This window comes from Hirschia sp. (assembly GCF_058892565.1).
This window is the reverse complement of the sequence record NZ_JBZXVU010000049.1, coordinates 1-23410: the sequence shown is the minus strand read 5'-3', so window position 1 is coordinate 23410 and position 23410 is coordinate 1. Positions and strand designations below refer to the sequence as shown.

Below are 23410 nucleotides of genomic sequence, written 5' to 3'. Positions count from 1 at the left end.
ACGCTAATCACCAGAAAAAGTTTAGTTGCAACCCTAGAGTGTTTTGCTGATATTAAACCCAACACGCGCTAAACAGCATCTGGCTGGTTTTCTGGCATCGCCCTCTTAAACGCATCCAAAGTGAGACATTTCGCTTCGATTTCCATAAGACGCTCCCACTTCATAGAGGCACCGAAACGACGGGCATTTACAAGCTGAGGAATAAGGCAAACATCCGCCAAAGTCACATCCTCACCAAAACAAAATGGTCCTGATTGCCTTTTGATTAAGGCTTCACACGCATCTAATCCCTCATTTATCGTCGTCGCAGCCCAGGCATTGACTTGATCTTCATCCAGCCCAAGAGCTGACAATCTTTGAAGAATTTTCAGATTTTGAATAGGATGTATATCGCATGCAATAACCTGCGAAAACGCCCGAACTCTCGCGCGCTCAATTGCATTATCAGGCAAAAGCTTGGGCGTTGGAATAATCTCATCCAAATATTCGCAGATTGCGAGACTTTGCGTCAAAACCGTATCATTACCCTCTAATGCCGGAACAAAACCTTGTGGGTTTAGCTTCAGAAAAGCCTCACTATTTTGTTCATTTTTACGGAGCTTATATCCGAATTGCTCATAGGAAACACCCTTCAGATTCAATGCAATACGAACCCGATAGGATGCTCCAGAACGAAAAAAACCGTGAAGAGTATACTGACTAGTCAACGGGAGTTTCTCCAACTTTGACAGTACAGGCTGTAAGTCCGTCAATTGTCACCGAGATTTCATCACCAGTAACAACCGGTCCGACACCTGCAGGCGTTCCCGTATAGATCAAATCACCTGGCTCAAGACGGTAGAATTTAGAAATGTAGGCTACGACCTCTTCTACATCCCAAATCAACTCGGCCAAATCACCATCTTGCTTCACTTCACCATTTACAGTCAACTTGATTGAGCCTTTGCTCATGTCGTGCACATCTGAAGCTTTGTGTAATAGACCAATTGGAGAAGACTCTTCTACATTTTTACCAGTATCCCAAGGACGACCTTTTTCTCTGGCTTCTAATTGCAGATCACGACGCGTCATATCCAAACCTGTCGCATAACCATAAATATAATCACGCGCAGATTCGACAGGAATGTTACGTCCCGCTTTTCCAACAGCTATAACTAGTTCTGCTTCATAGTGAAAATTTTCAGTGCAAGGCGGGTACATAATTGTTGCACCAGATGGCACAATTGTTTCTGCCCATTTAGTAAAGAAAAATGGAAGTTCACGGTCTGGGTCACGGCCCATTTCCCGCGCATGAGCAGCATAATTTCTACCAATACAGAAAATACGACTTACCGGATAGGTTTCTCCACTAGTCGTTTCCGTTAGAGTTGTTTTTTTAGGTTCAAACACATTGCTCATGAACACTTCTCCCTATACAGGCCCAACTTCTCTTGAGCCCCTTTGTCAGAATAAATAAATAGGACGAGCTCTGAATCAGCGCGTAGCTGCAGCTCTTTCCACGACGGAATTGTAAAAATATCTCTTGGCCCGATCTTGAGGATTTTATCGCCAATTCGAGCTTCACCATGCCCACTAACAACTGTCGCGACACTACCATCAGAAGATTGACGAGTTTTGGTTTCAAAACCAGCCGGCAACAACCGTACGTGCGCAGATATAATCGGCATAACAGATCCACCGGTTGCTGGATTTATGAACTCCAGAGCATGCCCGAGATGTGGATCAATCTCACTTCCTTCAGCAACACCACGTAGGGATTGCATCCAGTCTTGATACGGATAATGGAAAAGAGGTTGATGTACCGGCCTTGTATCTGCGGCACTTCCACTGAATGGACGCATATTTTTCCCGTAACGTTTTAGCGTATCTCCAGGAGGTTGCGTTTCCTTGTGTGCTTTTTCATCCAACCGCTCAGCAAATGCGGCATCAAATGATCGAACAGCGGGAATATCTAAGCCATCCAGCCAGATCATATGTTGTTCAGTTTCATTTCCGTGGTCATGCCATTGCCAAGAAGGCGTCAACACCAAATCAAACTGACTCATCACTGCTTTTTCACCGTTTAAAGCAGTAAATGCGCCCTCACCTTCAAGCACAAATCGCAATGCACTTTGTGAATGCCGGTGACTAGGTGCAATTTCCCCCGGAAGCACAAGCTGCAAACCAGCATAAAGGCTCGGCACTATCGCAGAACTTCCAGGCATATCTGGGTTTTCAAGAATGAGGACGCGCCGCTCTGCTTGCTCAGCCGTTATGAGCCCCCCAGCTTCAAGCAGATAATGCCGCATTGAATCAAAGGACCATTTATACACGCGTGCAGGCGATTGTGGTTCAGGAGTAACGAGGCCTGCGAGCAGCTCCCATAAAGGCAAAAGATGTTCTTGTCCCATCCTTTGATACAATTGCTGCATGCGGGACTGATTTTCTGCCGTCAGTTTGGAAAGAGACATTTACATTCCACACATAAGTCTTTGAAGCCATCATTATGATCAGCTCTTCAAATTCACTATTGCGGTATGAATTCCCCAATGTCAAACTCTAAATCAATTCACCCATCCCAATCTCTCACTTACTCTTTTACATGCTGCGCGCAATTCTTCGCCTTCTTCATCCTTCTTATAGACAGACGAATCTGGCTGGAGGGACGTTGCAGTCAAAACAGCGCGACCTTGAAGGTCAAATATTGGAAATGCCGTCGCCCTTAAGCCCGGTATCATTGTTCCATGCACTAAAGAGCACCCATCTTTACGAACACGTTCACGTATTGCTTCAACTTGGGAATGATCCATCTGAGCATCTGCCAATTCATGATATAAAACACCAATCAACTCTTGCTCCGGCGCAAATGTCAAAAACACATGCCCAGTTGCCGAATACAGCAAAGGCAAAACACTGCCGACAGAAAAAGATGTCATTACAGCCGGCCGACCCATATGCCAGCGAATAACAGTTGGTCCTTGTGGACCAAGAGCTGCTATTTGAACTGTTCTACCTGTTCGAGCGACAAATTGGCTTATTTCTGAGTCTGCCTCACGAATTGGGTCGGCCTGCCCTAAAGCCGCCAAACCGATTTTAATGGCACCTGCCCCCAGATCATATCGGCCAGTCGCTTCATTCTGATGTGCCATTCCTGACTCAATCAGACTGACGAGATAGCGATGGGTCTGAGAGGGTGCCATTCCGCATTGTTCAGCAACGCGCTTAAGCGTTGCTGGCTCGCCTATGCTAGCTAAAGCTTCAAGGACTCTGACACCGGTTTCAACGGATTGAATACCACGCCGTTTATCTTGATTATTATTTGATTCTTTTGACATTCGTAGAAACATATTCTTTTGTTTTGCAAACGTCTATCAAGAATTATCTAATGATCATTTACGCCTCAGAGAATTGACTAACCAACAATAATATCAATATTTTAAATGCTCTAGACCACAAAAGGCGTCTACAGGCGAAACACCCTCAAATGCGACTTCTCCAAACAAACGCGGCACCAACTGGCGTTGCACCTCTGCTATGGAACAATAAGCATTTATGTAAGTTTGATAATTTGGCGCATCAAACAAATAATATGGCTGCCCAAAAGAAACAATTATTGTAGGAATTTCCTGATTGAATTGCGCCATCCCATTACGTGGACTACCGTGCAATTTTGCAAAATCCAAATGAATATTGGATACACTTGGCGTGGCTTCCTGACCGATCAAATACACTAAAAGATCCGCATCTTCAGCCGTGGGGAAATTGTCTTTATCAAATCCTCTTACTTCACACCCTCTTGCAGTTAATTCCGCTTTAAATGGATCGTAATTTCTCTCTGGCGCTCCCGAAAAAAAACTCCAACCTTCGTCTTCTACAACCACAACTCTTTTTTGCTTGATTGATTTTAAAGGCAATAATTTCGCTGTGTCTTTGACAAGGGTAATCCCTTTTCCACACGCCTTCTGCGCAATTTTCATGTGCTGATCAGATCGCAACATCCCCTTGGTTTCTTCAAGCACTGGAAGTCTTTCTAGACTCGTTTTGGTGTGAAGCTGCAATTTGGCTTTCAGCGTCAGCATTCGCCGAACAGCCTCTTCCAACCGCTCTTCTGATAGCTTTCCTGTGCGAACGCCATCAAGCATAAGTTTCATATCTCCAGCGGGATCTCTGCTGAACAAAAAGGCGTCACATCCATTTTCAATAAAAGCTGGTACTGCTTCTTGTCGGCCCAACCAACTTGTCACACCGCCCATCACAGTGGCGTCAGATACGATAAGCCCTTGAAAACCCAGCCTTTCACGTAGCAGGACACGATTTAACAGATCAGACACAGATGCCGGCTGAAATGCACTTCGTCCTGCGTCTGGAATCAGAGATCGAATAAAAGATGGGAGCGCAATATGCGCGGACATAATGGTCATGACACCATCATTGATCAGCGATGAATATATACTCCCAAATGTATCCATCCAATCGTCAAAATTTTGAGGATTTGCTGTCGTTACAAGGTGTTGGTCACGCTCATCATAGCCTTCACCAGGCCAATGTTTAGCGGTGGCAGCCATGCCGTGCTCCTGTAGGACACGTACATAAACACGCGCCTGCGCTCGCACTTTTTCAACATCACTCCCATAGGAGCGCGTCCCTACCACTGCATTGCGAAACGCAACATTGAGATCAACTACCGGCGTAAACGTCCAATCATACCCCAATGCACGACTTTCAAGAGCAACTAACTTTGCTAATTCTTCTGTTAATTCAAGGTCATCGCACGCAGCTACCCCTAATTGGTTGGGAATATGCGTTGCGAATGGATAGCTAATCGAACCGCCCTCAATGTCACCAGTAATGATAGGAGGAACACCTTCGCTTTCATCTAATAACCGCCTTGTTGCACGCAAATGCTGCTCAAGATTATGACTAGGAAAACGGTGAATACCACCTGGCGCAATGGCGAGTAAATCATCACATTCAGCATCTGTATCGTATCGACTTGATAGCACAAATAATTGCGCTATGCGTTCTTCCACACTCAAACTCGTGAGGGTTTTGTCTACCCATTTTGTGGCTTGAGTATCGAGACTCAGTGGGTTTAGTGTGGGTTTCGTGTTCAATTTCTTCATGCCTTCATCCGCCCATTACTAAAGTGAGCGCATCAGGGTCACCTGCGTAAGATGATACCCTTAATTCCACATTCTCAAGCGCTGGTAATTCTCGCTTTTTCACACTTTCATTCCAAAGCGCCAAAGCTTCAAAAGAACATGTCACGTCTACAGATTGAGAAGTACCTGCATTCACTTTCACAGGCGCAAACCCCACTAACATCGACTCATTTGCATGCTGTCCCGTTAAACGTTTTCCATACACTTGAACGATATGAATACCATCTCGCGAACCGGTATTTTCAACTGCAATTTGAAGGGCCGCTTTTTCTGCGTCCAATTCTTTGATTGTTGCATTTGAAATGACAAACTCAGTGTAGGATAACCCAAATCCATGCGCATAAGCAGGCTCGTGATTGTTTGCATCAATCAGGCGCTGACCATATAAACGACCATATTCAATTGCTGTGGCGTCTTTGTCGAAAAATGGCAGATCTTTAGCATTTTGGGCAATAGCATATGGCAAACGACCAGCTGGATTCACATCACCGGAAATAATATCAGCCAGTGCATGACCTCCTTCCATACCGGCATACCACATCATCATCAGAGCCGGGACATCATCTCGCCACTCATCCATGAGCACAGCACCAGCAGCAATGATGGCCACAATTGTTTTAGGGTTTGCCGCGCTTACTTTTTTAATGATTTCCCGATCAACTTCCCGCAATTCAAGCGAGGAGCGATCACCACCAACAATTTTCATAGCTGCATCATCCGACTGCTTACTTGCCGCCAACTCAGCCATTTTTTCCTCAAAACCTTCTGGTGGTGGCGGAAAATTCTTTTTAAATTCAGGGTTTGAGCGCATTTGATTGCCACCAAAAAACTCCCCCTCATCTCTATAATCATATCCAGCCACAACGATGGCCACATCCGCATTTTTAGCAGCGAGTTCAGCCGCATCTGGATTATCTTCTGAGACCAATTCTATCTGCGCATCTGGATACCGAGCACGTATTCCCGCTTCAGGTGTCACATAATAAGGTGGTACGACCCGCGATGATCCGTGATCTCCCATATTCGGAGCATTCGCCAAACGCCCAATCAAAGCTATGCGCTTCACTTTAGATGGTTCAATTGGAAGAACTGCTCGCCCTTCTTTATCCTCATTTTTAAGCAGGACCATAGATCGACTGGCAACTTCTCGGGCCAATTGTGCGGCTGCCTTATTGGCGATTAAAGCTTCTGGATACCCATCTTCCAATCGTGCTGCATAATGCTTCAACTGTATTTTTAAAATGCGCAGACAGGATTGCTCTACTGTTGACCAATCTGTCTCACCGCTTTCAATTTGCGTAGCCAGATATTGTGCTCTTTGTTGGATATAAGGTGCCTCAAGGTCTAAACCAGCATTCAGTGACGCCGCGCTATCACGCAACCCCATGACAAAATCACTGATGACAAAGCCGTCAAACTTCCAAAGCCCCCTTAAAACATCTGTCAGAAGGTAATTATGATGACCTGCCCACTCACCATTTATGGCGTTATAGGCGCTCATGACACTATCCACGCCTTCGTCAATTACTTGTTTAAAATGAGGTAGATACACGTCGTGCAAGTCTTCTTGGCTGACGGAAACATCAACTTCAAAACGTTTATTTTCCATGCTGTTGAGTGCATAGTGTTTCACACATGTCATGGTGTGCTTTTTCACGCCCCGACAAAGGGCTGCGCCAAAACTTCCTAATTGATAAGGTTCATCCCCATAGGTTTCTTGAACACGTCCCCACGCCGGATGGCGCGCAAGGTTTATACAGATTCCACCAAAGAAATTTCCGCCGCGCGCCCGAACTTCCTGACCGATAACATCACCAATTTGTTCTTCAAGCTGGACATCCCATGTGGCCCCTCTCGCCATAGCCACAGGAAAAGCCGTGCCTTCACCAGACACACAACCACGCGGACCATCGACAAAGTGAATTCCCGGAATACCAATTCTATCAATCTGGCCCATAATATAAGGACGAAGATTATAGCGGGTGGTCATCATTTGCATAATGCCATCATGAAAAGGCAAATCACCGTCCAAAACCCAAAGTCGCTCTTCTTCGGTGAGCAAATCATACAAAAATTTAGCTTGCTCAGATAGCGATGCTCCCCGCTTGACTTCGTCTACGGCCTGATCAAATGGTTTTGTCATCGCTGCATCTCTCCTATTATATGTCATCATGCACAGCTTCGGCTATGCTATCAATTCAACCCATTTATTTCACAATGGGGAATTAATGTCATATATGGATATATCGCTATAATCAATTTAGAATAAAGACAAGATTTAGGAGCACGAGCTGCTGCAAGACAAAAGCTCTTTATATCTAGCTTATAGTCATGACAGCCGCGTACGAAGAAAGCTCACTAAAAAATACACTCACAGCTTTTAAATTCTGCACATTATATTTCTAGATCATTTAAAGGTATGCTCGTCCAATTACCGATTGAATGAAGCTAACCTGCCAGAGCAGACTATGGTCGAACCTTTGCAACAACACGGCGATGCAACGTTTCAGGTAAAAATGAAACTATCCAAGCAATCGCTTCATAATGGGCTTGTAGCCATATCGCGTGATACCCACCCGTTTCAACGCATGAATAGCTATGCTCTATGCCTTTCCAATCCACTCTGTTTTTTAATGATTTCACACGAACCAAATGCATGCATTCGCTAATATAGGTGACAGATTGCGCCTTCATGTCCTCAATAGAACTCGCAGCACCTTTAAGACTAGTTACCGTGTCATTGGAGGTTCTGTCTGCCGAAACTAGCGAGTTTGGCACACCCAGCATTGTTGCTTTTATTGCCATATCCACCGCCCCAATTCTGCCCTGCAAAGGACGCATACCTCCAACTGTTTTCAAGTGATTTATATCGCCAGACAAGACCATGCCAACGGACTTTGCCATCCGCCTATTTAGCAAAGACTTGTTTTCGGTATGAAAAACAATTCCGACATCTGTAGAGCCCTGAAAACTATCATCTACAGATTGCGCAGAGACGTAAAAAACTGCGACTCCGATAACGTCTAGCAACAGCAAAAATATCACAAGCTTTATTACAGTTTTCAACGTCTCATCCATCCAATACATACCATTTCAATGGTAATATATCTGATTTCCTCAACATTGAAGAGTAATTTTAACTATAAAATCTTAGTATAAACAACTATTAGACAAACCTTATGCGCCTTGCCTAATGCCAATAGACGAATGAAGTGTATTACTTTGCACCATTTCCAGTCAAAACGACTTGGAATGTTTTAAAAATTACGAGCACATCAAGCCAAATGGATAAGTTGCGCACGTAAAAGAAATCATATTGCAGTTTCACATCTGCATCTTCAACACTTGTGACGTGGCCTTGATGAACTTGCGCCCATCCAGTGATACCCGGGCGCACCAAATGACGATAACGGTAGAAAGGGATCTTCTCTTCATACCAACTGGACAAGCGCATGGCTTCAGGACGCGGTCCTATCCAACTCATTTCGCCTTTAAGAATATTCAAAATCTGGGGTAGTTCATCAATCCGATTTCCACGGATTTTACGACCAATTTTCGTAATCCGGTCATCATCGCTCTTAGTCATCTCACTATTGCGATTGACCTTAGTGGAGTCTTGCTGACGCATAGACCGGAATTTATAAATCGTAAAAGGCTTACCACCAAACCCCATGCGTGTTTGTTTAAATATTGCAGGCCCAGGGGATTCCAGACGAATAGCAATCGCAACGGCAAGCAAGAGAGGCGATAATAATATCAAAGCCGATAAAGCCAAAAACCAATCAACATAAAGTTTTGCTGGTGCATAAAGCGTCGTTGGCGCTAGGGAGCCAAATTTGTTCTCCGCTAAATGATCAACAGGCATACGGCCAGTCAGCGATTCAATTACCTGTTTGACATGAAATATGGGTCGCCCACGCAATGCACTATCTGCGATATAGCGTTCCCAATCCTCATCCAAACTTTCATTCAAATCGACAACCAGAGGCAAATTTCCACGCTCTTCTAGGGATTTAACTTGAACTAAATCAACCCAACTCAATTGTTTGAGCAAGTGTGTACGACCGCCATCTATATAAGCTAAACGCAATCGCGTGACACGTTTTCTCAACAGAAACAAAACCATAAACCATGACGTTGTCATGCCGAAACTAATGACAAACTGATAGCGACTGTAATCCAGCCTTAAGAGAAAAAACATCACAACAATTAGAACATACCCAGCAACAAAGCTTGGGAGAACATATTGAACTTTACGGATACCTGGAAAAGACGTGATCTTATAAAAGAACAAAAAACCTAACAAAAATGCCAGAGTGGTTCCAAGAAGAGAATTATCATAGCTCGCGACCTGATCCGCAAACTGCTCCCAACGCCCCCTCATGAGAGCGGGAGCTACAACGGCGAGGAAAAGACCTGAAATGAGTTGAAAATGTAAGCGGGTTATGTAACGAACAACGCGCTTCCATATACTCCCCTTGCCTTTTGTGGAAAATCCATAATTAGCTAATTCTGCAGAAACAATCTCGTTCATCATCTAAAAAGACAAGCAATAATCTGCTTTATCTTCCCCCAACATAATTATCTCAAAATATTAAAATATAAGAATTTAACCCAAAATTCTATGTACCGTTGAATTAGAATACAGCAAGAACCTCGCCAAACCAAGTAATGATTTATTAATCATTGAATTTTGGCACCTATGCGGACCAAATTGCAAATGAGCAAAGTCGCTAATGCTCACTCTAATTTACTAAAAACCGTCAAGATACAAGGTTAAAATCATTTCAAAAAAATTAGCTTATCCAAGTTTAGGGATATGCATTTTAACAATTTGGCAAATACGTTTTGCCTTGATGTTTTATCTTTTAGCGCGAACAGGACTCTTCATTTTGTAGAAACCTGTTGAAATTTGTGCCTATTTGCACCAAGAGGGTCATGTTCAAACATGGGTGGGATCAGAAATGACACTAAAGATAGTACCGGCTATTTTATGTGGTGGTAGCGGAACGCGGCTTTGGCCATTATCACGCTCGCATGAACCTAAACAACTTCAAACTCTGTTTGGAGAGCATTCTCTGCTAACCCATACCGCTCTGCGGATGAACGCAACCCCAAATAGCGAAGCACCGTTGATTATCTGTTCTCAGGCATATGCAGCCGAGGTTGAAAATCAACTATTTGAAAATGGTATTCCTTCAAGCGCTATCCTTGAAGAACCCATGGGACGCGATACTGCCGCTGCGGCTGGTATTGCAGCTCACTGGGTCAATGAAAACCTTGGTGAAGATGCAATCCTCGTTCTAGTTCCAGCCGATCACTATATTGAGGATATGGAGCATTTCCATACAGCGATTATTGAAGCGGCCCAAACTGCTCAACAAGGTAATATATGCACAATAGGCGTCACCCCTGACCGCCCTGAAACCGGCTTTGGATATATAAAACGTGCTTCAGAAAAGCTTAAAGAAGCGCCAGGCTATCCCGTAGAAAAATTCGTTGAAAAACCTGACGCTGAAACCGCGCAAATGTATATTGATAGCGGAGATTATGTCTGGAATGCCGGTATCTTCGCCGTACGCGGCTCAACCTATCTCAGCGAATTATCCAAATTTGAACCAGACATCTATGCTAAAGTTCTAGCAGCATGTAATTGCGCACGCACAGAGACATCACCTAACGGCTATAAACATCTTCAATATGACCCGCTCTTATTTAGTGCGATAGAAAAAAAGTCTATCGACTATGCCATCATGGAACGCACAGAAAATGCCGCTGTTGTTCCTGCTAAATTTGGTTGGTCAGATGTAGGGAGTTGGGCCAGTGTACGCGAACTCGGCAACATGGATAAGAATGGCAACAACTTAACAGGTGATGTCCGCATTGTAGATTCTAGCAATTGTCTCGTGCAAGCTAGCGGCCGCGTCGTGGCACTCATCGGAATGCAAGATGTAGCCGTCATTGACACACCAGACGCTTTACTGGTTTGCCACACTGAGCACGCACAAAGTGTGAAGAAAGTGCACCAAGCACTCGAAAAAGATGGTCACTCGACCGCACTTGGACATGGTGCAAGGTCCAAATCTTTTGCCTCTCGCCAACGTGGCTGGGCGCGCAACTGGTTATTTAACCAAGCCCTACCTCTTTGGGCTGATATCGGCCTAGACCGTGAATTTGGCGGTGTTTATGAAGCGCTTAATATGGAAGGCAAGCCCCTCCACGACATGGGGCGCCGTTTCCGTGTCCAAGCGCGTCAAGTTTATGCATTTGCTCATGCTCATGAAATGGGATGGAAGGAAGGTGCCCACGCCCTTGAATCTCCACTCAATTATATGCTCAAGCATTGTTGGTTAGAAACCGGCGGTTGGGGGCATATATATAATCGCGATGGTTCTCTGCTAGACGGGCGCATAGATACTTATGATCAAGCTTTTGCGCTTCTTGGACTTGCTTGGGCATATAAAGTCACAGGCGAAAAACGCGTTCTAGAAGCAGCGACAAAAACAAAGGAACTCCTGTTTAATCGGCTCCGTCACCCAATAATCGGGTTCGTGGAAGGTATACCTGCGACTACACCCAGAAGAGCCAATCCGCATATGCATTTGTTTGAAGCTGCAATTCACTGGATGGAATTGTTTGGTGATGAACAAATGGCTGATTTAGCTGAAGAAATTTTCGAGCTATACACACAACGCTTCTGTGTTGATGGATTATTGCGTGAATATTTTCACGAAGACCTGACACCATTGCCTGAACGCGCAAATGAGCGATACCGCCTTATTGAACCCGGACATTTACTCGAATGGGTCTTCCTATTGCGTAAATATGCAAAAATGACGGGACGCAAGACAAACACCACCGCTGTTTTAGAAGCATTTAGCGACACTTATGGGATTGCACCCGAAACCGGACTTGTCATGAATTACTGCTATCCAGATGGAACGCACCCAGAGAATGTAAATTCTCGTTTATGGCCGCAAACAGAATATATCCGACTAAAGCTCTCCAATGACTCTATCCCAGAACAGCGTAAAGGTTTGGAAATGCTGGAGCGTTTGAAAAAGCATTACCTCAATGTGAGTGGCGAAAACATGGGATATTGGCATGATGAAGTAGACGGTGCAGGAAAGGTTATTTCCAGTAATTCACCAGCCAGTACATTATATCATGTGCTTGGGTGCCTGATGCCGCTAATCAACGAAAAGACAGCTTCTGACTAAGCTAAAATACTCCAATACAATAGAATTTGATAACGCTATGCTAGTTTCAGACCTACATAGCGTCATCAAATCTATGCTATTGTTTTCCTTTAAATAGCTTGTTTTTGAACACTATTTCCAGATATTTCCGCTTTTCCATCAAGCAATAACATACCACTGACATCCAAGAAGCTCTCTAATTCAGTCAGCATTTTTGTGAATTCTTGATTACTATAACCAATCTGCGAATCTTGATCAGAAACTTCTTTAGCTTGTGCTTCCAATTTTTTAGCTATGGACGATAGCGCTGTCGCCCCCATTTGCTTTGCACTGGATTTTAGAGAGTGGGAAGGTCTTACGATTTCTTCAATTCGATTGTTTTTTAATGCTAACCTGATCTGCTCTAGCATTTCTTTTGAATTCTGAATGAAAAGCGGCACCATTGTATCGAACTTGTCTTTCAATAGTGATCTTGCTTCTTCCACGGCTACTTCATCAATAAAATCAGACCTCGACATGCCAGCAGGCATGATTGGAACTAGTTTTTCCACCGTCTGGAGCGTATGGACAGGCGCATGTTCCTGTGGAGTCGTTTCTTGTGTTTCTGAACTCTCATCTGATTTGGACTTCTTAAACAAATTAAACATTTTCTGCTTCAACTCCTCTTTTCGCACTGGTTTCGTCATGTAATCTGCCATTCCGGCATCTAGGCATCTTTCTCGATCTCCCTTCAGGGCATTAGCCGTAAGAGCCACGATGGGCAAATCCTTTGAAATTTCACCAGAAAGCTGATAATCGACAATCTTGCGTGATGCTTCAAATCCATCCATGACTGGCATTAAACAATCCATCAAAACAATATCGAATGGCTTCTTTAGCGCCATATCAACGGCTTCCTGCCCATTAGATGTCAAAACAAAATCACACTCGAACTCGTTCATTATTTCTTGAATAAAGATCTGATTGATGAAGTTGTCTTCCGCGATGAGCACACGCATACCAGCAATATCTATATCATCTGGTTTCACAGTTTCATTTTGATATTCGGCTAACTCAGGAGGGATGACATCTCCAAATTTAAATTTTGACCAAATTTCCGCGACGTTTTGCCGAAAGGAGCTCATACGAATGGGTTTTTCAATCGCAGCACTAAATACCCCGCAAGCAAAACTATCATCCACACCATTGCGCCCTGCTGCCGACACAAGTATCAAACAAGCATCAGTAATCTGGCTGAGTTGAACCGCTAAAGTTTCGCCATTCATTGAAGGCATAACATAGTCAATCAATACCATATCAAATTCGGATCCATTAGCGCGAGCTAGTTTCACGCTTTGGATGGCCTCACTACCAACTGAAACGCAATCGACACTCACGCCGGATGCTTCCATTTGGGCTCGTAGAATTTCCAGAGAGACATCACTATCATCGACGATCAACACACGCTTAAGACCCAATCGTTTCAGATCTAAATCGGCAGAGGGCTTCATTTTCGAACGTTGAGTTATAACCTCAAACCAGAACGTAGATCCCTCTCCTTCAACGCTGTCGACACCAATTTTGCCATTCGCAAGTTCAATAATGCTTTGACAAATGGAAAGGCCCAATCCTGTTCCGCCAAACTTACGCGTTGTTGATGTGTCAGCTTGACTGAATTTTTCAAATATTCGGCTTTGGGCTTCTTCTGAAATTCCAATCCCCGTATCCACAACCTCGACACGAAAACGAATACCATCTTCATCAAGACTTTCATCAGGGATTTCAAACACCTTGACTTGGATTGAGCCGGTGTTTGTAAATTTGATTGCATTGCTAACAAAATTATCCAACACCTGTCTAAAGCGAACAGGATCCAAGAAAACATTTGAAGGCATATCTGGATCCGAAAAAATCGAAATTTCTACACCTTTATCCTGTGCTCGCATCGCGAACAATTGGCCGGTTTCATCAATTAATTCAACAACATTGCAATCAACTCTCTCAAGTTCCATTCGCCCTGCTTCAATTTTGGAGAAATCCAAAATATCATCGATGATACGTTGCAGCGAATTTCCAGATGACAAAATTGTCTCAGCATAAGATTCAATTTTCTTAGACGGTTTTGCACTCAGAATAAGCTCAGCCATTCCCAGAACGCCATTCATAGGTGTCCGAATTTCATGGCTCATAGTGGCTAGAAAGTCTGACTTAATTTGATTAGATGATAACGCCAATTTACGTGCTTTAACCTGATCATGTAGCACACGCCTCATTTTGAGCAGGTAGATGAACATTCCACCAATCACCAAAACAAGCACAATAAAAAGACGCGTTATGCCGGAACGATGCGCTTCATAAAAATACGCTGATGGAGAAAAACGAAAATTGAATGTGTATTCTGAATCTTCAGCACCACTGTAGACTGGCGTTATCACTGGCTCTAATTGACGCTCTAGCAACGCACCCAATATCCCAGGAGGAGAAATATTTGGTGCTGGAACATTGTCAGCTGTTACAACGATGTAATCGGCATGATCTCCACCTATTTCCTTTTGAGCAACACGAACGCCCTCAGGAAGATTTACGATGTGAATAGACACGCCTTCAACTGCACTATCAATTGCCATAGGGACGATGAAAGCCATATTTAATTCATTGCGCGTTGTCGTTGAATCTAAGGAATGATCAAGGCCCATATTTTGTAATTTATCTATACCAAACTGAAGACGCCCCGTCTTAAAGGCTGTCAAAACCAGCGGATATAAATAATCATCGACGTCAATTATCTGACCATAATCGAGCCCCCTTTTTAGAGGGTAAACATTATCAACAGTGAAGCTTCCATCTTCGCCCTTCGAAACCCACGACAAAGAGCGAGTTTGTGTATTCGTTTCTACAAGCTCACTGTTAAAATCTTTGAATTCGTCTTGAGAAACAAATTCCGACGACGTCATATATCTCCCAATATATTCAGCAATTTCAGCATGCCGACGCGTATGAGAGTCTTTAAGCAAGATTTCGAGTTTCGTTATCTGGTCAAATTGGCTCTCCAGACTATTCATATGCTCTTCGCGTGCAAATTCTCGCACACCCCACATAATAAAGGCCGCAACCAAAATAAAAATAAGAGTCTTTGTTTTTGAAAAATCTACGCTCATATCACCACTCCAAACTTTCACCTTGAGTGATGATGGCAACGGCCTTATTGCCCTTTTCATTGTACTGAAGCTTATCAAAGCTGCTCATTGCAGCCAGAGCAATTCCTCGACCATGACTGTCACCAGCCCGAGAAGGATCAACGCGAACGTATTTTTTCCAGTCGAAACCTTCGCCCTGATCTTCAACTACGAGATAAATACCGTCCTGTTTTTTAACAACAGATGCGACAACAACGCGATCAGCATATTTTGGTAATAACAATCTGCGTTGGACCTCAGCCTCCCAATTATTGGCTTGAAGCAAGGTGTATTTATTTTCATAGCCAATCTCAAGATTACCATGTTCCACAGCGTTGATGAGAAGCTCAGAAACACCCGCTACCACGCGCGAGGGGTCGGGAAAACAACTCGCTATAAACCCGCTCAATTTGTTGACATGCTCAAGGTTTTTAAGTTCGAAACGGAATGACGTCATCAAATCAAAGCCAGTTCGATGCTTTGAAAGTTCTGTTTGAACTTTTTCTCGATTTTCCACTTCCCGAACTGCCGCTGAGAGAACAGATCGTAACATTTCTTCTTTAACTGGCTTCGTCAGATAGTAAAAAACACCTGCATTCAGCCCATCATCTATCGCATCATCGGAGTCTGTCCCCGTGATCATTATCACAGGCATATTCCGCAATTTTGGCTCGGATTTAATACGTTTAACCGCAGTCAACCCATCCATTACCGGCATTTCGCGATCCATTAAGATCACATCCACACCTTCAGGATTTTCTTTAAGCTTGGTTATCGCATCCAAACCATGTTCAGCATGAACTACCGTATGCCCTTCTTGAACAATCTGAGCTTCGAGGAAGGTCCGTGAAATCAGATTATCTTCAACAATCATAACCTTTGTTTCACGAGACAAAGCCAGAATATCGGAACGTTTTTGTTCTTGAACCTGCGTCATCGGTATTATCTCTCTGTAAAGGCTGTTTTCAAGGAAACATGGATTGGCTTTAGTAGATATTGCAGGATAGTCTTTTCACCCGTTACGACATCGGCCATAACTGTCATTCCAGGGAGAATCTGGTTACGCGTATCTGATCCTACAAAAGACTTATCCAGAAGGATTGTTCCTTTGTAGAAACGCCCGCCATTAGGCTCCGTGAAGGTGGCAGCTGAGATGTAATCCAACTTTCCATTCACAGCACCAAATCGAGAAAAATCGAACGCGCTAAACTTAACCCGAACAGGCTGCCCGCGACGAAGATATCCAATATCTTTCGGTGATATCTTGACGTGAACTTCTAGCGTCCGGTCCTGAGGAACAATTTCCATCACTGTTTCTCCGGCGGTTAAGACCTCACCAACAGTGTTTACCGACATTCCTTTCACGCGCCCAGAAACGGGAGCCACTATATTCAACCGCTGAATACGTTCATTGAGCTTGTCGACAGCATTTTCATTTTGAGAAATTTCCGACAAGGTAATATTCAAACGCTCAAGCACTTGATCAGATTGCGTTGCTTTCAGTCCAGCAATACGACTTTCATATTCATTCATTTCCTGACGTGCGAGCCGTAATTTATTGTTAAGTGCAGCCACAGAGTCCTTTAATTTTGTGAGTTTCAACTCTTCTTCCATAAGTCGAACTGCTGGAAATAGCCCCTTTTCAGCAAGCGATTTACGATTGTCATAGATCTGCTGAGATATTTTTAGTTTTTCAGTTTCGCTTGCTTTTTGAGACAAGAGTCCACGCTCTAGCTCATGCTTCTGCTCAAGCTGACGACTAACTATTTGAAGCTCTTGCTCACGCGACACCTTCATTGATTCAAATGATGCTTGCTGATCAGAGTATTTCAATGCGCTCAGATCGAAGCCAGAAAAATCTGGTTCACGCTTTTCAATGAAGGCCCTAAGGCGCTCCGCCTGTAGTTGTAGAAAAACTTGCTTAGCAACAAGAATTCTATGATCTTCATTTATCGCTTTAGCGCTGATAGATACGAGCAATTGCCCCGCTTCAACCAAATCACCTTCTTCAACGTGTATTTTGTCAATAATCCCGCCTTCTAAATGTTGAACAAGCTGCTTTTTACCTTGCGGTATAACCTCACCTGACGTCCGTGCGACCTCATTAATGTTAGTGAATGACGACCACACCAAGAATGCGAGTATAAGCGAGGACACCAAAGCTAAGGTTGTACGCACAATGTAAGGATTAACTGTTTCCTCCAATTGGACTGCTTGCGAAAGGAAACGCATTTGACGGTCACGCCGATCACGTTTCAAACGAGAAATAAGATTAAACATTATGCGGCCTCCCCAGCAGGCTTTTGAATATTGGTGGATTGAGTTGTGTCACTAGATTGCACAAACGGCTTTTCGCGCCCCTTGAGATTAATGACCGTAGTCGCCATATTAATGAAATCAGTACGATAAGTGCTTAAGAATACTGTTTGCTGCCCGCGGACGTCCGACAGGTATTTCTTCAAATTCATACCTAAACGGTCTGACAGAAGCGAATTTGGCACCTCATCTATCAACAGAATAGAAGCCTCTTGCAAATAACCTCGCGCAAGTGAAATTTTGAAAGCCAATGAGGAATTCACCTCCACTTGGCCTTTCGTGCCTATTTGAGTTTCTAATCCTTTAGGTAGTCGATTGATTGTGTCTTGCGCGTCAGATAGCGCAAGTACACGTTGTATCTGCTCATCTGTAGCGTCTGGACGCACCAATTTAAGATTTTCCAAAATACTTCCGCTGTATAAAGTGGGTGTTTTCGGAACATAAGCGATCTGTCTTCTAAGGCTATTTGCTTCCAATTGACGAATATCAAATCCATCTATTCTGACAGCACCACTTTCCGCCTGATAAAGCTTTTGCAATAGCTTCAAAATACTGGCTTTACCGCCTCCCGTCGTTCCAGTGAGCGCGACAAAATCTCCCGCAGCGACACGAAACGACAGATCTTTAAAGACGTAATCTCCAGCCTCTCCATATTTGAAAGAGACATTGTCAAAAGTGATCCTACCTCTAACGCGCGGAAGTTTGGCGGCGCTTGGGTTTTCCTCAATTTCACTACGCACTTCCATCAAATCGTTGATCTGAAGAATACTATTCCTAATTTGTTCAAGTCTTGGGACCATGGAACACAGAGAATAGAAAGGTACGAGTGCACGCCAAGTCAGGACCATAGACGCCACCAAAGCACCAGGGCTAATTTGCCCTTCCCAAATCAAGTGCACACCAAAACCAATTGTTGCAACAGACGATATGAGAGTGATTGCATGTGCTAAAGTCTCGACGACAGAGCCCAGAAACCCCATATCAAAATGCAGCATCATTTCTCGGCCAGAAACATCACGAAACTTTCGGATCCACTTTTCCTGAAGCCCTTGAGAACGAATTGTATCTATTTTCTCGTATGTCTCGATTGCAAATTGCTGTCGTGCAGAACTTGCTTTCGCTGCGATGCGAATAATGCTCTTTATTTTATTTCGTACTAGCCAAAATAAGACGCAATAAAGACCAATAGCTGCAACCGGCACCAAGAATAGCGGGCCTGCGACAAAATACAAAACAACAATCGACAAGACCACAAAAGGAGCATCAAGAGCTGACATGAAGGCTGGACTACTGAAGAAATCTCTCGCTGCTTCAAATGTCTTAATTCTTGATATTTGCGATGAGACAGATGCGTTTTCAATTATTGATGGCGGCAATGATAAAAGATGAGAAAATATTCTGTTACCTACAATATTATCTAGGCGCCCTGACACCCAAGATAAACCAGATGCCCGAACAGCTCTAAAGGCACCATCAAAACACATAGCCGCAATTGCACCCACGCATAACATCGGAAGTACATCTGGCGCAGCAGAGGCAATCACCCGGTCATACACGAGCATAATGTAGATAGGGATCGAGATCGCAACGAGATTTAGAAGAAACCCAACAACTGAAACCTGAAACAAAGTCCCGTTAAAACGGTTTGCAGTCGCGATAAACCAGCTCTTGCCACTCCCCTTACGTTGGAAGTGAGAGGTCGATTGCCTATTTTCCTCATAACGTCGAAAGATCCAGACTACGCCGTTCACATCATTTGAACGCTCATCTAACTCCTGAGTCTCGGGATCAAACACCAAAACCCCATTTTCATCCTTACGAATGGGAAGAATTGGTTCTTCGTGGCGGTTCACCATTAAAGCTGGGAATAATCGGCTGTCTATTCTCTGTATGCTATCAACATGTTTTCGGCCGTAAAAACCCAAGTTTGCAATAGTGTTTAACACACCTTCCATTTTCAAAGGTTCTTTCGAAAATGGAAGCGCTTCCACGATACGGTCCACAGTGATTGTAGGTTCAAGTTCAAGCAACAATGCTAGGAGTGTTATCTCCCAAGCACCTGGAGATTCAAAATTCGTACGGCCCGATAGAAAGATAGCTGATGCGAGCTTACTAATCTCAATTCTAATTTCTGCCGATTTGGTCAGGAGTTGAACATTTTGAGTAACCTCGGACACTAGCCATACTCCTTCAAATTAGTGAAACTTTGAACTTGTCGCTGCCTTCCACCTGCTTCCAGCCGGCCATTCACCAGATGGTAGTGTCTGTCTGTTAGCGCGCGCAGATTTTCATCATCGGAGCAAATGATCATGGTAACTTGAGATTTAAGGCGCGCCAAAAGCTTATAGACTGTCTGATAGCCCTCAAAATCCATGGATCTGTCAGCATTATCAAATAGAATGATCCGAGGTTTTTCAGCTAATGCACGCGTGATTGCTATGCGCTGACTCAACGCTGGAGGTATTGCATCGCTATAATTGCCAGTGACAATCGTATCAAAACCACCCGGTAATTTGGCGACTTCAGCATCGACTCCCAAAATACGAGCAACTTGGTTAACCTTAACAGGGTCAGCTAAACCGAAAGAAGAAATATTGTGGCGAATACTTCCGCGAATGAGTGAAGGAGATGTAACTAAGTGCCCAACATGCTTAACGCGTTCTCTTGCCTCATATGTTCTGATATCTTCTCTATCGAGTATCACTTTGCCCGAAGTCGGCGTGAGAGTTCCTGCAATTAACTTCATCAACACCGACTTACCTGCACCATGTACTCCGGTAATTAAGAGTGACTCACCTCGTTTCATCTCAAAACTAGCGTCATCAATGATAGTCTTACCTGTATTTTCACAGACAAAACTCACATTCTTTAATTCCAAATTACCTTCAGATTCACGTACATAGGCATTATTTCTCGTCAGGGTTTCTGTTTTTTCACCTGCTAGAATCTTTTGAATGTTAGCCTGTGTAATTTTGAAAGCTTGATAGCGCGTCCAGAGCGACAATCCTTTCTGAATAGGCTGCATAAGACGACCGGAAAGCAGAAGTGCTGCGATGAGAGCACCGTTTGTCATTCCTCCTGACAACACCATTCCCGCGCCAAATGTTATAACTGCGATGACCATGATGTTTGCAAACAAGCCACCGGAATTATGCGTCATTGAAACATGGCAGCTAAGATCGTAATGCGCCCGTGCTGATGCTGCCTCCATATGCTCATAACGACGCGAAAACATCTTCTCAAAACCAAATGCCTTGAGTGCATGAATGCCTTCAAGTGCCTCAACAAGAAAGTTGAAACGTTTATCATCTGCATCTTCCAGCTTTTTCAGATAGAATTTGTGCTGGCTGCCATTGAACGCTGTTATGGCTCCGAACAAAACGAGGATAAAGATCGGAATTAAGACCAGAATACCGGATATATAAGTTAGTAAAACCAAGTAAACTGGCACAAACATCAACTCAACAAATGTCACCAATTGCTGGCCTGTATAAAATTCCCTTAGTCGCGCCAATGTTGAAAGATTGTGCAAGAACTCTCCAACCCCACCTTTACGCGTATTATTTGCACTAACATTGATGAAATGATCAACAAAACGGACCATCATTCTGTGCTCATAGGCAGCACCTGAACGTGTCAAAACGTAGTTACGTGCAATTCGCAACATAGTTTCCAGCATTATCGCAACGACGACACCAACTATGAGGACAACAATCGTTCCAGTCCCTTTGTTGACCAAAATACGGTCATAGACCTGCAAAGTTGTAATAGGCAGCGCAAGCGATAGGATGCTTATCGCTAACGTACTTAAGATAATCGAGCTGGTATTTTCCCGGAAACTTTCAATAAAAAGAACATCATCCTTAGATCGCTCGCCTCTAAAAACACCAGCATGCAAACTAGAAATCTTTTGAGAAAAAGCTCCCCAAATATTAGATAAACCCATCTCCGCCCCCACCAAAGTTTAATGAGAGCTGCAACTCTCCAAGCCCTTCACCAAAAGATGATTCAGGCTCTGGAAGCTCGCTATCTCCAGCTGATTGTCCGCCTATTAAGTCATCAAACAAACCACCTACACTCACGCTTTCTTCGGTCCAACCATCAAATGGTGACTCTGCTTGAGTATCCTCATCACTGCCTAAAAACAGCGGGTCTTCCAGAACGGTTAGACCTTCTAAATCTTCACCGACCACAACATCAAGTGCAGCTTCTAACTCTTCGCCAAGCGCTTCAACGCTTGCGTCAACATCCACATCAAGGATGGCGTCATCAGAAAGAACTTCTGCAACCGCATCCACATCAATGTCGACATCGCCAATTATGGCTTCAACTGGATCAAGATTAACATCGACATCAAGGTCAACAATGTCCTGACCTGCTAGATCAACATCGCCATCCACTGTCAGATCTTCATCTGATGCATCTGGATCTGTTGGTTCTGAACCGCCCGGTGTTAATAGGTCGGAGAGAACATCTTCGACTGTCTCAACAACGTCTTCCACAGTCTCTTCAACTGCTTCAACAACCGGTTCGACAACTTCTTCGGCTACCGCTTCAACTGTCTCTTCTGCAGCTTCGACAACTTCTTCAGCCACAGCCTCAACATCATCACCAGCGTCTTCGCCGATCACAACATCAAGTGCAGCTTCTAACTCACCGCCAAGGGCTTCAACGCTCGCGTCAACATCCACATCAAGGATGGCATCGTCAGAAAGAACTTCTGCAACCGGGTCCACATCAATGTCGACATCGCCAACTATGGCTTCGACAGGATCAAGATTAACATCGACATCAAGGTCAACAATATCCTGACCCACAAGATCAACATCGCCATCCACTGTCAGGTCTTCATCGGATGCGTCTGGATCAGTTGGCTCTGAACCTTCCGGTGTTAATAGGTCGGAGAGAACACCTTCAACTGTTTCAACAACTGGCTCGACAATCTCTTCAACCGCGTCAACGACTGGCTCGACAACTTCTTCAGCTACCGCTTCGACTGTTTCTTCAACTGCTTCAACAACCGGTTCGACAACTTCTTCAGCTACCGCTTCAACATCATCACCAGCGTCTTCGCCGATCACCACATCAAGTGCAGCCTCTAACTCTTCGCCAAGGGCTTCAACGCTTGCATCAACATCCACATCAAGGATGGCATCATCAGAAATAACTTCTGCAACTGCGTCCACATCAATGTCGACATCGCCAACTATGGCTTCGACAGGATCAAGATTAACATCGACATCAAGGTCAATAATGTCCTGACCTGCTAGATCAACATCGCCATCCACTGTCAGATCTTCATCGGATGCATCTGGATCTGATGGTTCTGAATCTTCCGGTGTTAATAAGTCAGAGAGAACATCTTCAACTGTTTCAACAACCTCTTCGACAGTCTCTTCAACCGCGTCAACGACTGGCTCGACAACTTCTTCAGCTACCGCTTCGACTGTTTCTTCAACTGCTTCAACAACCGGTTCGACAACTTCTTCAGCTACCGCTTCAACATCATCACCAGCGTCTTCGCCGACCACAACATCAAGTGCAGCCTCTAACTCTTCGCCAAGCGCTTCAACGCTTGCGTCAACATCCACATCAAGGA

The 23410-nt window shown here is 44.1% G+C and carries 14 protein-coding genes and 1 pseudogene; 1 reads left to right on the top strand and 14 read right to left on the bottom strand.

The genetic code is table 11. The features are described 5' to 3' along the window. Positions 1-68: 68 nt before the first annotated feature. The 8 genes from maiA to AC5EF3_RS15340 form a co-directional block, all read right to left on the bottom strand. Entirely contained in the window at positions 69-707 is a 639-nt protein-coding gene (gene maiA / locus AC5EF3_RS15375; RefSeq protein WP_493548679.1) for a maleylacetoacetate isomerase, read from the bottom strand. Continuing rightward, on the bottom strand, positions 700-1398 hold the full coding sequence (locus AC5EF3_RS15370; protein WP_493548678.1) for a fumarylacetoacetate hydrolase family protein: 699 nt from the start codon (positions 1396-1398) through the stop codon (positions 700-702). Before AC5EF3_RS15370 ends, maiA begins: the two co-directional genes overlap by 8 nt. Then, positions 1395-2450 carry a gentisate 1,2-dioxygenase gene (gene gtdA, locus AC5EF3_RS15365; protein WP_015828465.1) on the bottom strand — a complete coding sequence of 352 codons (1056 nt, stop codon included), beginning with the start codon at positions 2448-2450 and terminating at the stop codon, positions 1395-1397. The genes AC5EF3_RS15370 and gtdA overlap by 4 nt, the downstream gene beginning before the upstream one ends. Before the next feature lie 93 nt (positions 2451-2543). Next, complete coding sequence (locus AC5EF3_RS15360) at positions 2544-3314, bottom strand: IclR family transcriptional regulator (protein WP_015828466.1); 771 nt, start codon at positions 3312-3314, stop codon at positions 2544-2546. A 93-nt stretch (positions 3315-3407) separates the two neighbouring features. Beyond that, positions 3408-5102 carry a glycoside hydrolase family 3 protein gene (locus AC5EF3_RS15355; RefSeq protein WP_493548677.1) on the bottom strand — a complete coding sequence of 565 codons (1695 nt, stop codon included), beginning with the start codon at positions 5100-5102 and terminating at the stop codon, positions 3408-3410. Positions 5103-5106: 4 nt separating this feature from the next. Beyond that, positions 5107-7284 (bottom strand): glycoside hydrolase family 3 protein, encoded by a 2178-nt coding sequence (locus AC5EF3_RS15350; protein WP_493548676.1) that lies wholly within the window; start codon positions 7282-7284, stop codon positions 5107-5109. Between the two features lie 323 nt (positions 7285-7607). Next, on the bottom strand, positions 7608-8207 hold the full coding sequence (locus tag AC5EF3_RS15345; RefSeq protein ID WP_149037425.1) for a hypothetical protein: 600 nt from the start codon (positions 8205-8207) through the stop codon (positions 7608-7610). Between the two features lie 151 nt (positions 8208-8358). Then, positions 8359-9678, bottom strand: a complete 1320-nt coding sequence (locus tag AC5EF3_RS15340; RefSeq protein WP_493548675.1) for a sugar transferase — start codon at positions 9676-9678, stop codon at positions 8359-8361. 427 nt (positions 9679-10105) lie between these two features. Here AC5EF3_RS15340 and AC5EF3_RS15335 point away from each other — a divergent pair, with 427 nt between their 5' ends. Further along, on the top strand, positions 10106-12361 hold the full coding sequence (locus AC5EF3_RS15335; protein WP_493548674.1) for a mannose-1-phosphate guanylyltransferase/mannose-6-phosphate isomerase: 2256 nt from the start codon (positions 10106-10108) through the stop codon (positions 12359-12361). 89 nt (positions 12362-12450) lie between these two features. Here AC5EF3_RS15335 and AC5EF3_RS15330 read toward each other — a convergent pair whose 3' ends face one another. The 6 genes and pseudogenes from AC5EF3_RS15330 to AC5EF3_RS15305 form a co-directional block, all read right to left on the bottom strand. Then, positions 12451-15477 carry a response regulator gene (locus AC5EF3_RS15330; protein ID WP_493548673.1) on the bottom strand — a complete coding sequence of 1009 codons (3027 nt, stop codon included), beginning with the start codon at positions 15475-15477 and terminating at the stop codon, positions 12451-12453. A 1-nt stretch (position 15478) separates the two neighbouring features. After that, positions 15479-16432 carry a response regulator gene (locus tag AC5EF3_RS15325; RefSeq protein ID WP_493548672.1) on the bottom strand — a complete coding sequence of 318 codons (954 nt, stop codon included), beginning with the start codon at positions 16430-16432 and terminating at the stop codon, positions 15479-15481. Between the two features lie 5 nt (positions 16433-16437). After that, on the bottom strand, positions 16438-17775 hold the full coding sequence (locus AC5EF3_RS15320; protein ID WP_493548671.1) for an HlyD family type I secretion periplasmic adaptor subunit: 1338 nt from the start codon (positions 17773-17775) through the stop codon (positions 16438-16440). Further along, the gene (locus AC5EF3_RS15315; protein ID WP_493548670.1) at positions 17775-19988 is read right to left on the bottom strand and encodes a peptidase domain-containing ABC transporter; all 2214 of its coding nucleotides are present in this window, start codon (positions 19986-19988) and stop codon (positions 17775-17777) included. Before AC5EF3_RS15315 ends, AC5EF3_RS15320 begins: the two co-directional genes overlap by 1 nt. After that, complete coding sequence (locus AC5EF3_RS15310) at positions 19988-21757, bottom strand: ABC transporter transmembrane domain-containing protein (RefSeq protein ID WP_493548669.1); 1770 nt, start codon at positions 21755-21757, stop codon at positions 19988-19990. Before AC5EF3_RS15310 ends, AC5EF3_RS15315 begins: the two co-directional genes overlap by 1 nt. Then, a pseudogene (locus tag AC5EF3_RS15305) lies at positions 21744-23410 on the bottom strand (hypothetical protein); the annotation flags it as partial. The gene AC5EF3_RS15310 and the pseudogene AC5EF3_RS15305, both read right to left, overlap by 14 nt.